The 12,392-nt window shown below is 70.2% G+C and carries 15 protein-coding genes; 3 read left to right on the top strand and 12 right to left on the bottom strand.

The window, feature by feature from the left end:
• Nucleotides 1–28: 28 nt before the first annotated feature.
• Nucleotides 29–673 carry a GNAT family N-acetyltransferase gene (locus AB0G01_RS04225; protein ID WP_360939483.1) on the bottom strand — a complete coding sequence of 215 codons (645 nt, stop codon included), beginning with the start codon at nucleotides 671–673 and terminating at the stop codon, nucleotides 29–31.
• 148 nt (nucleotides 674–821) lie between these two features.
• Here AB0G01_RS04225 and AB0G01_RS04220 point away from each other — a divergent pair, with 148 nt between their 5' ends.
• A complete protein-coding gene (locus tag AB0G01_RS04220; protein ID WP_360939481.1) occupies nucleotides 822–2,138 on the top strand; it encodes a PLP-dependent aminotransferase family protein in 1,317 nt (438 codons plus the stop codon).
• A 97-nt stretch (nucleotides 2,139–2,235) separates the two neighbouring features.
• Nucleotides 2,236–3,180 (top strand): D-alanine--D-alanine ligase, encoded by a 945-nt coding sequence (locus AB0G01_RS04215; protein ID WP_360939479.1) that lies wholly within the window; start codon nucleotides 2,236–2,238, stop codon nucleotides 3,178–3,180.
• Between the two features lie 83 nt (nucleotides 3,181–3,263).
• On the opposite strand, the gene AB0G01_RS04210 is transcribed toward AB0G01_RS04215, so the two are convergent.
• The 9 genes from AB0G01_RS04210 to rpmH all read right to left on the bottom strand — a co-directional run bounded on the left by AB0G01_RS04210 (nucleotide 3,264) and on the right by rpmH (nucleotide 9,204).
• Complete coding sequence (locus tag AB0G01_RS04210; protein WP_360939477.1) at nucleotides 3,264–4,250, bottom strand: ParB/RepB/Spo0J family partition protein; 987 nt, start codon at nucleotides 4,248–4,250, stop codon at nucleotides 3,264–3,266.
• The gene (locus AB0G01_RS04205) at nucleotides 4,247–5,158 is read right to left on the bottom strand and encodes a ParA family protein (protein ID WP_360939868.1); all 912 of its coding nucleotides are present in this window, start codon (nucleotides 5,156–5,158) and stop codon (nucleotides 4,247–4,249) included. Before AB0G01_RS04205 ends, AB0G01_RS04210 begins: the two co-directional genes overlap by 4 nt.
• 128 nt (nucleotides 5,159–5,286) lie before the next feature.
• On the bottom strand, nucleotides 5,287–5,964 hold the full coding sequence (gene rsmG, locus AB0G01_RS04200) for a 16S rRNA (guanine(527)-N(7))-methyltransferase RsmG (RefSeq protein ID WP_360939475.1): 678 nt from the start codon (nucleotides 5,962–5,964) through the stop codon (nucleotides 5,287–5,289).
• A 177-nt stretch (nucleotides 5,965–6,141) separates the two neighbouring features.
• Nucleotides 6,142–6,600, bottom strand: a complete 459-nt coding sequence (locus AB0G01_RS04195; protein WP_360939473.1) for an NUDIX hydrolase — start codon at nucleotides 6,598–6,600, stop codon at nucleotides 6,142–6,144.
• A gap of 144 nt (nucleotides 6,601–6,744) precedes the next feature.
• Nucleotides 6,745–7,284 carry a R3H domain-containing nucleic acid-binding protein gene (locus AB0G01_RS04190; protein WP_360939471.1) on the bottom strand — a complete coding sequence of 180 codons (540 nt, stop codon included), beginning with the start codon at nucleotides 7,282–7,284 and terminating at the stop codon, nucleotides 6,745–6,747.
• Between the two features lie 18 nt (nucleotides 7,285–7,302).
• Nucleotides 7,303–8,391 (bottom strand): membrane protein insertase YidC, encoded by a 1,089-nt coding sequence (yidC, locus tag AB0G01_RS04185; protein WP_360939469.1) that lies wholly within the window; start codon nucleotides 8,389–8,391, stop codon nucleotides 7,303–7,305.
• 3 nt (nucleotides 8,392–8,394) lie between these two features.
• A complete protein-coding gene (yidD, locus tag AB0G01_RS04180; RefSeq protein ID WP_360939467.1) occupies nucleotides 8,395–8,664 on the bottom strand; it encodes a membrane protein insertion efficiency factor YidD in 270 nt (89 codons plus the stop codon).
• A complete protein-coding gene (rnpA, locus tag AB0G01_RS04175) occupies nucleotides 8,661–9,047 on the bottom strand; it encodes a ribonuclease P protein component (RefSeq protein ID WP_360939465.1) in 387 nt (128 codons plus the stop codon). The genes yidD and rnpA overlap by 4 nt, the downstream gene beginning before the upstream one ends.
• A gap of 13 nt (nucleotides 9,048–9,060) precedes the next feature.
• The gene (gene rpmH, locus AB0G01_RS04170; RefSeq protein ID WP_077010604.1) at nucleotides 9,061–9,204 is read right to left on the bottom strand and encodes a 50S ribosomal protein L34; all 144 of its coding nucleotides are present in this window, start codon (nucleotides 9,202–9,204) and stop codon (nucleotides 9,061–9,063) included.
• A gap of 442 nt (nucleotides 9,205–9,646) precedes the next feature.
• Here rpmH and dnaA point away from each other — a divergent pair, with 442 nt between their 5' ends.
• Nucleotides 9,647–11,209 (top strand): chromosomal replication initiator protein DnaA, encoded by a 1,563-nt coding sequence (gene dnaA, locus AB0G01_RS04165; protein ID WP_360939463.1) that lies wholly within the window; start codon nucleotides 9,647–9,649, stop codon nucleotides 11,207–11,209.
• Between the two features lie 96 nt (nucleotides 11,210–11,305).
• Here the strand turns inward: dnaA and AB0G01_RS04160 are convergent, their stop codons facing one another.
• Nucleotides 11,306–11,509 (bottom strand): DUF397 domain-containing protein, encoded by a 204-nt coding sequence (locus tag AB0G01_RS04160; RefSeq protein ID WP_360939461.1) that lies wholly within the window; start codon nucleotides 11,507–11,509, stop codon nucleotides 11,306–11,308.
• 3 nt (nucleotides 11,510–11,512) lie between these two features.
• Nucleotides 11,513–12,343: a helix-turn-helix transcriptional regulator gene (locus AB0G01_RS04155; RefSeq protein WP_360939459.1), complete on the bottom strand. Its 831-nt coding sequence runs from the start codon at nucleotides 12,341–12,343 to the stop codon at nucleotides 11,513–11,515.
• Between the last annotated feature and the right edge of the window lie 49 nt (nucleotides 12,344–12,392).

The raw sequence follows: 12,392 nt of genomic DNA, 5'->3' as shown, positions 1-12,392 counted from the left end.
GGACCGGGCTGGACCGCCCTGGACCGGGCTAGACGGGGCGGAAGCTCGGCTCGGCGGTCGCGGTCGCCGTCGACACGGACACCGTGCCCAGCAGCTTCTCCAGCGCCGCCTCGACGTCTTCCTTCCACGACGACGCGGTGCGCAGCTCCAGCCGCAGCCGGGGCCACTTGGGGTGCGGGCGGACGGTCTTGAAGCCCACCTGGAGCAGGAAGTCGGCCGGTATCACGCAGGAGCGCTCGTCGTCGGACGGCTGGTTGTCCGCGAAGACCTCGACGGCCTTCACGCCGCGCCTGGTCAGGTCCTTCGCCACGGTCTGCACCAGCACGCGCCCGAGCCCGCCGCCGCGGAACTCCGGCAGCACCTCCAGCCCGGTCAGCAGCACCGCGTCGGGGCTGGCGGGGGAGGTGGGGAAGGCCAGCGACCTGGGCACGGCCGCCGGCGGCGCGTAGAACACCGAACCGGCCGGGATGCCGTCGAGGTAGATGATCCGACCGCAGGAGCCCCATTCGAGCAGGACGCTGGAGACCCAGGCCTCCTTCTCGAACTCCGTGTCGCCGTACTCCTCGGCCTGCTCCTTGAGGTGCGGCGCGAGTTCCCAGAACACACACGTCCGGCTGTGCTTGGACAGGTGCTCCAGGTTGTCCAGAGTGACGCCCACGATGCGTCGCGACACCCCGACCTCCCCAAGCCCCCGAAATGCGATCCCTACGAGGATAGGCGGATGTGACCCCGGTCTGGAAGACGGATGCCCCTAACGGGACGGCGGTTACACTCAGCCAGGAACAAACCCGCCGGTAACCACTACCTCGTCGGAGTTCCCCGTGAACCTGCCCGGACAGCCCGCCAAACAGGGTGCCAGAAGCCTCGACCCCCACCTGCGCCGGTACGCGGCGCGCACGGCGGGGATGACGGCATCGGAGATCCGGGCGCTGTTCGCGGTGGCGAGCCGACCCGAGGTGGTGTCCCTGGCGGGGGGGATGCCCCACCTGGCGGCACTTCCGCTCGACTCGCTGGCCGCCGAGGTCGGCGACCTGATCGCCCAGGACGGCCTGGTCGCGCTCCAGTACGGCTCCGCGCACGGCGTGCCCGAGCTGCGCGAGCAGATCTGCGACGTGATGGCGCTGGAGGGCATCAACGCCCACCCGGACGACGTCGTGGTCACCGTGGGTTCCCAGATGGGCCTGGACATGGTCACCCGGATCTTCTGCGACCCCGGTGACGTCGTGCTGGCCGAGGGACCCTCCTACGTCGGCGCGCTCGGGTCGTTCGCGGCCTACCAGGCACAGGTCGTGCACGTGGCGATGGACGCGGACGGCCTGGTGCCCGCCGCGCTCCAGGAGGCGGTCTTGGCGGTCGAGAAGGCCGGTCAGCGGGTCAAGTTCCTCTACACGATCCCGAACTTCCACAACCCGGCCGGCGTGACGCTGGCCGTGCAGCGCCGGGCCGAGGTGCTGGAGATCTGCCGGCGGCACGGGATTCTCGTGGTCGAGGACAACCCGTACGGGCTGCTCGGCTTCGACGGCGTCACGTACCCCGCGCTGCGGTCCACCGACCCGGACAACGTCGTGTACCTCGGGTCGTTCTCCAAGACGTTCGCGGCGGGGCTGCGGGTGGGCTGGGTGCTCGCGCCGCACGCCGTGCGCGAGAAGCTCGTCCTGGCCGCCGAGTCGGCCACGCTGTGCCCGCCGACCCTCAACCAGCTCATCGTGTCGCGCTACCTGTCGACGCACGACTGGAAGGGCCAGGTCAAGACCTACCGGGAGGCGTACCGGGAACGTCGGGACGCGGCCATCTCGGCGCTGGAGCAGCACATGCCGGTCGGTTCCACGTGGAACAAGCCGAACGGCGGGTTCTACGTGTGGCTGACCGTCCCGGAGGGGATCGACACCAAGGCGATGCTGCCCCGGGCGATCACCCAGCGCGTGGCGTACGCGTCCGGCACCGGCTTCTACGCGGACGGCCTGGGCAGCCGCCAGTTGCGCATCTCGTACTGCTACCCGACGCCGGAGCGCATCCGCGAGGGCGTGCGCCGGCTCGCGAACGTGATCAAGGACGAGCTGGAGTTGCGCGAGACGTTCGGCCCCACCGCCGCGCGTGCGGTCTCCGGGCCGCAGACCCCCTCGCCCGACACCGCCTGAGTCCGACCCGCCGAGTCCGACCCACCGAGCCTGACCCGCCGAGCCCGACGCCGCTTGAGCTCGGCACCGCCGGGCTCCACACCGCAGGAGAAGAACGTTGTCTGACCGCTGGGTCGCCGTGCTGTCCGGAGGTCTGTCGCACGAGCGCGAGGTGAGCCTCCGATCCGGTCGCCGGCTGTCCGCCGCGCTGCGCTCGACGGGTCTGGTCGTGGAGGAGTGGGACGCCGACGCCCACCTGCTGACCCGGCTGCGCGAGCACCGGCCGGACGCCGTCGTCGTCGCGCTGCACGGCGGCGAGGGCGAGAACGGGTCGGTGCAGACGATCCTGGAACTCGTCGGGGTGCCGTTCGTCGGCACGGACTCGCGGGCGTGCCGACGGGCGTGGGACAAGCCGACCGCCAAGGGCGAGATCGCGCGCGCCGGGTTGGCCACGCCGGACTGGGCGGTGCTGCCGCACGCGACCTTCCGGGAGCTCGGCGCGAAGCCGGTGCTCGACGCGATGGTCGAGCAGTTCGGCCTACCGCTGATGCTCAAGCCGGACCAGGGCGGGTCGGCGCTGGGCGCTCAGGTGGTGCACGAGGCGGCGGACCTGCCCGCCGCGATGGTCGGGTGCCTGGCGTACGGCGACACGGTGCTGGCCGAGCGGTACGTGGCGGGCGTCGAGGTGGCCGTGGCGGTCGTGGACGGGCCCGACGGACCGTACGCCCTGCCGCCGGTCGAGATCGTGCCGGAGAACGGCATCTACGACTACACCGCCCGGTACACCGCCGGCCTCACCGACTTCCACGCGCCGGCGCGGTTGGACGACAAGTCGAGCCAGGCGGTCGGCGAGCTCGCCGTGGCCGCGCACCGGCTGCTCGGTCTGCGCGACGTGTCGCGGACGGACGCGATCGTCGCGCCGGACGGCACGGTCCACTTCCTCGAAGTGAACGTCTCGCCCGGCTTGACCGAGACCTCGCTGTTGCCGATGGCGGTTGAGGCGGCCGGCGCGTCTCTGGGGGAGATCTACGCGGGGCTCGTCGAACGCGCTGTTTCACGGTAAACATTGCTCAGCAATGAGGTAACGGCCCGTATCCGATTGGATGCGGGCCGTTATCGTCACCGTGACATAAGGGCCGTGGGTGATCACACGTCCGACGTACGTGTCCGATTTGTCTCTTCTGGCGACATGAGCTGGATGATCCGCTCAAGATCGTCAACGGACCCGAATTCGACCACGATCCGGCCCTTTCGCTGACCCAACTCGACCTTCACCCGCGTGTCGAAGTTGTCGGACAGCCGCTCCGCGAGCTCCTGCAACCCCGGTGCCTGGATCGGCTTGCGCCGGGTCTGCTTCGCCTTCGCGGGCTCGGCCGACTTCGCCAGGGTCACCGCTTCCTCGGTGGCCCGCACCGACATGCCCTCGGCCACGATCCGCGTCGCCAACTCCTCCTGGACGCCCGGGTCCTCCAGGCCGAGCAGCGCCCGCGCGTGACCCGCCGACAGCACGCCCGCCGCCACCCGCCGCTGCACGGGGAGGGGGAGCTTCAGCAGCCGGATCGTGTTGGTCACGACCGGCCGGCTGCGGCCGATCCGGTCGGCGAGCTCCTCGTGCGTGACGTCGAACTCCTGCAACAACTGCTGGTACGCCGCCGCCTCTTCCAACGGGTTGAGCTGCACCCGGTGGATGTTCTCCAGCAGCGCGTCCCGCAGCATCACGTCGTCGGCGGTGTGCCGGACGATCGCCGGGATCGTCTTGAGCCCGGCCAACTGGGTGGCCCGCCAGCGGCGCTCACCCATCACCAGTTCGTACGTGTCCGGCCCGGTCGCGCGCACCACGATCGGCTGCATGAGCCCGAACTCGCGGATGGAGTGCTCCAGCTCGCGGAGCGCGTCCTCGTCGAACACCAGTCGCGGCTGCTTCGGGTTCGTGCGGATCGAGGTGACCGGCAGCTCCTGGTACACCGCGCCGGCGACCTCGCCCGACGGCGTGGCGTCGGCGGGGGAGGGCGCAGGGGTGGTGCCGTTCCCGTTCAGGGCAACCCTGGCCGGTGTCGGTGCACCAACCGGTGGACCGCTCGGGATGAGGGCCGCGAGCCCGCGGCCCAACCCACCCTTGCGCTGCTCCGTCATGCCGACCCCATCTCCGCGCCGTATTCGGCGATCTCGCGTGCCGCGTCCAAGTAGCTCATCGCGCCCCGCGACCCGGGGTCGTAGGTGAGCACCGTCTGACCGAATCCGGGTGCTTCCGACACCTTCACGCTGCGCGGAATCACCGTCCTGAGGACCGTATCGCCGAAGTGCCCGCGGACCTCGCTGGTGACCTGGTCGGCGAGTTTCGTCCTCCCGTCGTACATCGTCAGCAGGATCGTGCTGACGAGCAGCGTCGGGTTGAGGTGCGCCTGGACGAGCTCGATGTTCCGCAGGAGCTGCCCCAGGCCCTCCAGCGCGTAGTACTCGCACTGGATCGGGATGAGCACCTCCTGGGCCGCGACCATCGCGTTGACCGTGAGCAGGCCCAGCGACGGCGGGCAGTCGATGAACACGTAGTCGGGGCGGATCGGGTCCAGCGCCTCGGGGCTCAACGCCTCCTTGAGGCGCGACTCGCGGGCGACCATCGAGACGAGTTCGATCTCCGCGCCCGCCAGGTCGATCGTGGCGGGCACGCAGTAGAGGTTGGGGGAGGTGGGGCTGACCTGAGCGGCTTCGGCGACCGACATCTCACCGATCAGCACCTCGTACACGGAGGGGGTGCCGGAACGGTGCTCCACGGACAGCGCGGTGCTCGCGTTGCCCTGCGGGTCGAGGTCGATCACGAGGACCTTGAGTCCGTGGATGGCGAGCGCGGCGGCCACGTTCACCGTGCTCGTCGTCTTGCCCACGCCGCCCTTCTGGTTCGCCACGGTGAGGACGCGGCGGTGGCTGGGGCGGGGGAGTTGGGAGGAGTCGGGGTGCAGAACACGGGTAGCGCGCGCTGCTTCCTCCGCGATGGGGGTCCACACGGTGCTGTCTCCTGCGTTGTCGTCCGAGCCGTTGGAAATCGGTCCGCTGACACTCCGGGCGGTGTCGGGACGGAGCACTTCACCCGCGCCCACCGCACCCGCTGTTCCGGTTTCACGTGAAACACCAGCCGCGTGGAACACCGGGTGCAGGGGGTCGGGGTACACGGTCACCGATCCTTCCTCTTGCGACGCGCGCCGTCACGGCGGCTCGCCTGCTCGTCGCGCTCCACCAGCACGACGGTGGTCGGCAGTTCCAGGACATCACTGCCACACGTGACGACCCGGGGCCGGATGCCGCCGGCCCGCCGCACCGCCTCGGCGTCGCGGTCCACTTCCTCTGCGGCGCTCTCGCCCTTGAGAGCGACCAGCCGCCCGCCCGGCCGAACGAGCGGCAGGCACCACTGGGTGAGCCGTTCGAGCGGAGCCACGGCGCGGGCCGTCACGACGTCGCTGCCGCCCAGCCGTTCCCGCACCGCCGCCTCCTCGGCCCGTCCCCGGACCACCTCGGTCTTGAGCTCCAGCGCGTCGACCACCTCGGTCAGCCACGCCACCCGACGGGCCATGGGCTCCAAGAGCGTGAGGGTGAGGTCGGGGCGGGCAATCGCCAGGGGGATGCCCGGCAAGCCCGCGCCCGAGCCTACGTCCACCACACGACAACCTGGGGGAAGCAACTCCGCAACGACCGCCGAATTCAGGATGTGACGCTCCCAGAGGCGGTCGACCTCGCGGGGGCCGATGAGTCCGCGCTCGACCCCGTGCTCGACGAGCAGGTTCCAGAAGGCGACTGCCTTGGGGTAGTGGTCACCGAAAACCCGCTTCGCGCGGTCCTCCAGAGCTACGGCCATGTCTCCGTCGTTTCACGTGAAACCACACGGCGGTGCTGTAGCCGGTGGATTGATGGGGGCGGCCAGGGGGCGGGGAACGCCCTCGAATGTGCCGACGACACTATGACGGATCACCCCGCCGACACGCCAAATCGACGTGATCAGCACGACGGCGTTCCACGTGAAACAGGGGAGCGGTCACCCCAGGTCGGCGGGTCGGCCGTCTACCGGGCGCTTCCAGTACATCTCCAGCCCGACGTCCACCGACTCGACGTGGTCCAGATCGGGCAGCTCGGCGAGCGGCACCCAGGCCGCCTGGTCCGTCGAACCGCCGACCTCGTAGGTCAACTCGCCCCCGACCACCTTCGCCTCGTACAGGATGCGGAGGCGGTGGTAGTCCAGATCAGCGCCGTCGAGGTTGAGCGGTCCCCGCACGCTCTGGATGCCGAGCAACCGGTGTACCTCGGCCCGGTACCCGGTCTCCTCGAACACCTCGCGGATCACGGCGTCGTACGGGTCCTCCCCGTGGTCGATCCCGCCGCCGGGCAGAATCCATCGCGGGCGCTCCGGCCCGAGCCACCGGGAGAGCAGGATGCGGTCGTCCTCGATGATCACTGCGTAAGCCGCAACCCGGAGCTTCCGGACGATCTCAGTCATCCTCGGACCGTTTCACGTGAAACTCGGTGCTGGGAAGTGGTTGACCGAAGAGACACAGTCCCGCGACCCGCACCCCGGCCGGCACCGACACGACAAAGCGGCCCCCGGTTTCACGTGAAACCGGGGGCCGCTCCGCGTACCGCTTCAGGACTTGGGCAGCACCACGACTCGGCGCTGCGGCTCCTCGCCCTCGCTCTCGCTGTGCACGCCCGCCACCGTCGCGACGGCGTCGTGCACGACCTTGCGCTCGAACGGGGTCATCGGGTGCAGCCGCACCTTCTCCCCGCTGGCGACCACCTTCTCGGCGGTCGACTTGCCGAGCTCGGCCAGCTCGGCCCGACGCCCGGCGCGCCACCCCGCGACGTCCAGCATGAGCCGGCTGCGCACGCCGGTCTCCTGCTGCACGGCCAGCCGGGTGAGCTCTTGGAGCGACTCCAGCACGGTGCCGCGCGGGCCGACCAGCTTCTCCAGGTCGTCACCGCCGTCGATGCTGACGATCGCCCGACCCGCCTCGACGTCGAGGTCGATGTCACCGTCGTAGTCGAGCAGGTCGAGCAGCCGCTCCAGGTAGTCACCCGCGATGTCGCCCTCTTGGACGAGCAGGTCCTCCGAACTCCCCGACCGCGCCTGCGGGGCCTCGGCCTCGGGCACGTCCACGTCGGTCGCCTGCAACGTCTCCGACACGATGTCTCCTCTCCAGGGTCAACGACGCCTCTTGTTGCCCTGCTTCTTGCCTGGGGATCGGTCTGGGCTCAGACCGGGAATCTCGGTGGACGAGCTGCCGTTCGCGGTCGACTCCTCGACCTCGGCCGAGTCGGCCGGCGGCGTGTCCTGCTTCTTGGCGGCGGGCCGGGTACCGGCCGCCGGCTTCGCACCGGCCGGCTTCGCACCGCTCGTGGGCTTCGCACCGGCGGCGGGCTTCACGCCCGGGACGGGCTTCGCGCCGGGCTTCGGCTTCATGCCCGGCTTCGGGGCGAGCGCCTGGCGCTGCTGGGTCGCGACTTCCTTCTTCTCCGCTTCCTCGCGGTCGATGCGGTGGTACACGACGTACTGCTGCGCCAGCGTCCAGGCGTTGTTGCTCAGCCAGTAGAGCAGGATCGCGATCGGGAAGAAGAAGCCACCGACCAGGACGCCCAGCGGGAAGATGTACAGCGTCAGCTTGTTCATGATGGCGGTCTGCGGGTTCTCCGCCGCCACCTGCGTCTGCCGGGCCACCGAGTGCCGCGCGGTGAAGTGCGTGGCGATCGAGGCGACGATCATCAGCGGGACCGCGACGAACAGGACCGCGTTGCGGTCGGTCGCGAAGTTCGCGAGCTCCTCGGCCGGCATCGTGATGAACGTCGACAGGTTCGCGCCGAACAGCTTCGCGTTGACGAACGACTCGACGCCCTGGGCGTCGAAGAAGTACACCTCGCCCCAGCCGGGCTTGAACGAGCGCAGCACGTGGAACAGACCGATGAACACCGGGATCTGCACGAGCATCGGCAGGCAGCCGCCGAGCGGGTTGACCCCGTGCTCGGACTGGAGCTTCTGCATCTCCTGCGCCTGGCGCTGGCGGTCGTTCGCGTACTTCTTCTTGATCTTCTGGAGCTCGGGGGCGAACTCCTGCATCTTGCGCATCGACCGCACCTGGCCGACGAACGGCTTGAAGAGCAGCGCACGCAGCGTGAAGACGAGGAACACCACGGACAGCGCCCATGCGAACCCGCTCGCCTCGCCGAAGACGTGGCCGAACACCCAGTGCCAACACCACAGGATGAAGGACACCGGGTAGTAGATGAAGTTGAGCACTGGCTACTCCTCGGCAGGAAGGTCGGGGACCGTGGTCCGCCTCGGCGGAACGGGGTCCAGGCCACCAGGGTGCCAGGGTCCGCAGCGGCCCAGCCGGCGGATGGCCAGCCAGGAGCCGCGCAACGGTCCGTGGACGGTCAGCGCTTCCACCGCGTAGGTGCTGCAACTCGGGTGGAAACGGCAAGTCGGGGGCAACGCGGGGGAGATGAACCGCCGGTAGAACTGGATCGGCAGCAGCAGCACCCGGGTCACGGGGCCCACCCGGTCGGTCATCGCAGCAGCCTGCGCAGCGCGGCGTCGAGGTCGTCGCCGAGTTCCGCGCTGCTCGCCTCGGCGGCCGGCGCGAGCGCGCGCACGACCAGGGACGAACCCGGGGGCAGACCGGCCAGCCGGTCCCGCACCAGGTGCCGCAGCTTGCGGCTCACCCGGTGCCGGACGACGGAGTTGCCCACGGCCTTGCTCACGACGAAGCCCACCTTGGACTGGTCCAAGGTGGGCTGCGCCGAGGTACCCGGTCGCGCCCCGAGGTCGCCGGAGTCCTGGACTCCGGGCATCAGGGCGTGCAGAACCAGCCGGGGCCGGCCGGCCCGGCGGCCTCGGCGGACCACCAGGCCGAAGTCCTGGCTGCGGGTCAGCCGATTGGCCGCGGGAAGCACGGCTCTGCGGCGATCAGGCGGAGAGCTGCTGGCGGCCCTTGCCGCGGCGCGCCGCCAGGATGGCGCGACCGGCGCGGGTGCGCATACGCAGCCGGAAGCCGTGCGTCTTCGCGCGGCGGCGGTTGTTGGGCTGGAAAGTGCGCTTACCCTTGCTCACGGTCGGACTCCCGGGTGCTTAACGTCTGTGGTCGTCCCCAGCGGGTCCATGGGCGCGCGCAAAGAGCACGCCTCGCAAGCGGAGACGGTTCCAGGGTACGCAGCCCCGGGTGCGGGACTCAAACCGGGGTCCCCGGTAGGGTGTGCGCAGCCACGGTCCGCGACGTGCCGGGCACGTAAAACAGTCGCGACGACCAACGTCTTGTGGTACCGCTCGCGCCTTGTTAGCGTGCTGCCTTCGCAGGCGGACGTGGGCCGACGGGACGTCGTGACACGCACCGCAGGGTGTTCGGAGAGCAACGGGACCCGCTGCCACCGACGCGCGTTCGTGCACAGTTGTGGATAACTCTGTGGATGCCTCTATTCTCCGTGTCCACGTCGTGTCGGCCCCCGGGGACCGGCACGGCCGCAGGGCAGTCACACCGAGGGGAGGGGGCGCGGAGGTGTCCGACCACCAGGCCGATCTGGGTCGCGTGTGGGAACAGGTCGTGCTGGAGCTCGCTGCCAGCACGTTGTCCCCGCAGCAGCGCGCGTGGATGCGCGTGACCCGTCCCATCGGCCTGCTCGACGGGACCGCGCTGCTGGCCGCGCCTTCCGACTTCGCGAAAGAGGCGATCGAGCGGGCGTTGCGCGAGCCGATCACGGCCGCGCTGTCCCGCCGGCTGGGCCGTCCGGTGTCACTCGCGGTGAAGGTCGATTCACCCGAGCCGGTGAACAGCCCCCCGACCACGCCGATCCCCGTGCCCGGCGTCAAGCCGATGCCGATGCCGATGCCCGTGCCGGGTCCGCCGACCAACGGCCTCGGGCAGGCCGAGCTGCCGCTCGGGACCGAGGACTCCGAGACCGACGAAGAGGTGGACGAGGAGGGCGACGCGCTCGCCGCCGTCACCGAGATCTGGCCGACGTTCAGCGGCGGTGCGCCGAGCGGCACGCCGTTCACCCGGCCCGCGAACCCGGCCTCGTCGCAGACCCGGCTGAACGAGAAGTACAACTTCGACACCTTCGTGATCGGCGCGTCCAACCGGTTCGCCCACGCGGCGGCGGTGGCGGTCGCCGAGGCACCCGCCCGCGCGTACAACCCGCTGTTCATCTGGGGCGAGTCCGGGCTGGGCAAGACCCACCTGCTGCACGCCGTCGGGCACTACGCCCAGCGGCTGTTCCCCGGCATGCGGGTGCGGTACGTGTCGACCGAGGAGTTCACGAACGACTTCATCAACTCGCTGCGCGACGACCGGAAGGTCGCGTTCCAGCGGCGGTACCGGGACATCGACGTGCTGCTGGTGGACGACATCCAGTTCCTGGAGGGCAAGGAAGGCACCCAGGAGGAGTTCTTCCACACCTTCAACACGCTGCACAACTCGAACAAGCAGATCGTGGTGTCCTCCGACCGGCCGCCCAAGCGGCTGGAGACGCTGGAGGACCGCCTGCGCACGCGGTTCGAGTGGGGTCTGATCACCGACATCCAGCCGCCCGAGCTGGAGACCCGGATCGCGATCCTGCGCAAGAAGGCCGCCCAGGACCGCCTGGCCGCGCCCGCCGACGTGCTGGAGTTCATCGCGTCGCGGGTCGAGCGCAACATCCGCGAGCTGGAGGGCGCGCTCATCCGGGTCACCGCGTTCGCCTCGCTGAACCGGCAGCCGGTGGACATCCAGCTCGCCGAGATAGTGCTCCGCGACCTCATCCCGGACTCGCACGCCCCGGAGATCACCGCGCCGACCATCATGGCCGTCACGGCGGAGTTCTTCAGCGTGAGCATGGACGACCTGTGCGGGCCCGGTAAGACGAAGGTGCTGGCCCAGGCCCGGCAGATCTCGATGTACCTGTGCCGCGAGCTGACCGACCTGTCGCTGCCGAAGATCGGGCAGACGTTCGGCGGTCGCGACCACACGACGGTCATGCACGCGGACAAGAAGATCCGCAAGGAGATGGCCGAGCGCCGCCGGGTCTACGAGCAGGTGCAGGAACTGACGTCGCGCATCAAGCAGCGCGCCCGCCACGCCCCCTGAGCGGACCCCTGAGCGGACCCCGGGACCGACCCGTCCACACGCGAACGCGGCAGCACCCCTTGCCGGGGCGCTGCCGCGTTCTGCCGTGGGACGGGGTCAGGCCGGGTCGAACGCACCGCGCTTGACCGCGTCGCGGAACGCCGCCGCGCCGGCCGGGTCGAGTGCCAGCACCGGGCTCGCCCCGCCCAGCTTGCTGTCCCGCACCGCGACCCCGCCGTCCCGGAGGGAGGCCAGTTCGACGCAGTTCGACTGCGACTCCGATCGGGCCGACTTCCGCCACACCAGCGCAGGTAGCCGCATCAATCACACACCCACTTCGTCTCGCAGACCGACAATCCGACGCAGGGACAGTGTCGCACTGAGCGCGACTTCCCCGAGTCGCCCGGCGCGACGGAGATAGGGGGTGGTGAACGCCTCCTCGTCCAGGAACGCGCCCGACCGGGCCATCTCGACGTGCACCACGGTCGACGGCGGGATGTCGAGGACCATGAAGGCACCGACGCGGCCGAGTCGCGGCATCGACCGGGTCGGCACCACCCGGATCGTCACGTTCGGGCGTTCGGCGGCGACCGCCAGGGCCGCCAACTGGTCGCGGTGGATGTCGTCGTTGCCGATCAACGCCGGCTCGCCGAGCAGCGCGGTGTAGTGGACGTCGTCGCGGTCCAGGCGCTCTTGGCGGCGCATCCGCGCGCCGAGCCGCGATTCGACCTCGCTGGAGGTGAGCCCGTCGTCCAGCATGAACGCGCGGGCGTAGTCGGGGGTCTGGAGCAGACCCGGCACGAGCAGCGGCGACCAGTCGGTGATGTGCGCGGCGCGCTCCTCGTAGTCGGCCAGGGTCGCGGACTCCTGGGTCAGGCCGGGCGCGTTCAGCTCCCACCAACCGGGGTCGTCCAGCGTGCGCGCCATGGTGAGCAGTTGCTCGCGGCGCGGGCCGGTGACGCCGTACAGGCCGAGCAGTCCGGCGACCTCGTCCGGGACGATGTTCCGCTGGCCGGTCTCCAGCCGGGACAGCACCTGCTTCGACAGGCCGATCGCCGCTGCCGCCTGTTCGAGCGTGACGCGGGCGTCCTTGCGCAGGACGCGCAGCTCGCTGCCCAGACCCTTCGCCTTCGGCCCCGGCGACTTCCTCGGCATCCGTACTCCGTCCCGGTGACTCGTGTTGCCATTATTCCGGGATCATGTG

This window comes from Actinosynnema sp. NPDC023587, assembly GCF_040640215.1.
Lineage (GTDB): Bacteria > Actinomycetota > Actinomycetes > Mycobacteriales > Pseudonocardiaceae > Actinosynnema.
The sequence above is the reverse complement of the archived record's forward strand: the minus strand, read 5'-3'. Positions and strand labels throughout refer to the sequence as shown.

Excerpts from the sequence above, each read along its gene's own strand:
- rsmG (WP_360939475.1), bottom strand. The coding sequence starts at position 5,964 with ATGGCCGTAGCTCTGGAGGACCGCGCGAAGCGGGTTTTCGGTGACCAC.
- AB0G01_RS04155 (WP_360939459.1), bottom strand. The coding sequence starts at position 12,343 with ATGCCGAGGAAGTCGCCGGGGCCGAAGGCGAAGGGTCTGGGCAGCGAG.
- AB0G01_RS04160 (WP_360939461.1), bottom strand. The coding sequence starts at position 11,509 with ATGCGGCTACCTGCGCTGGTGTGGCGGAAGTCGGCCCGATCGGAGTCG.
- AB0G01_RS04210 (WP_360939477.1), bottom strand. The coding sequence starts at position 4,250 with ATGACGGAGCAGCGCAAGGGTGGGTTGGGCCGCGGGCTCGCGGCCCTC.
- AB0G01_RS04195 (WP_360939473.1), bottom strand. The coding sequence starts at position 6,600 with ATGACTGAGATCGTCCGGAAGCTCCGGGTTGCGGCTTACGCAGTGATC.
- yidD (WP_360939467.1), bottom strand. The coding sequence starts at position 8,664 with ATGACCGACCGGGTGGGCCCCGTGACCCGGGTGCTGCTGCTGCCGATC.